Source organism: Vibrio sp. 10N.261.52.C11, assembly GCF_041471405.1.
Classification (GTDB): domain Bacteria; phylum Pseudomonadota; class Gammaproteobacteria; order Enterobacterales; family Vibrionaceae; genus Vibrio; species Vibrio crassostreae_C.
The window spans coordinates 1-218 of sequence record NZ_JBFROI010000134.1; the positions used below are offsets into that span (position 1 = coordinate 1).

General features: G+C 37.6%; 1 tRNA gene. It reads left to right on the forward strand.

Features of this window, described 5'->3' with window-relative positions:
* The first annotated feature begins 66 nt into the window (after positions 1 to 66).
* Positions 67 to 142, forward strand: a tRNA-Asn gene (locus AB4323_RS24335).
* The last annotated feature ends 76 nt before the right edge of the window (positions 143 to 218 follow it).

The following is a 218-nucleotide window of genomic DNA, read 5'->3' on the forward strand; positions in this document are numbered from 1 at the left end:
CGAGGCACCATTATTTGGTACTTAACAAATAATGGTCTTTATAGACCTGATGTTGAGACAAGTAATTCCCCTTTAGTTCAGTTGGTAGAACGGCGGACTGTTAATCCGTATGTCGCAAGTTCAAGTCTTGCAAGGGGAGCCATTTTTAAAGGACTTCATTTTATATGAGGTTTTAATTGAAGAGTTTAACTCTTTAAGCAAAGAATTTAGTGTGCCGA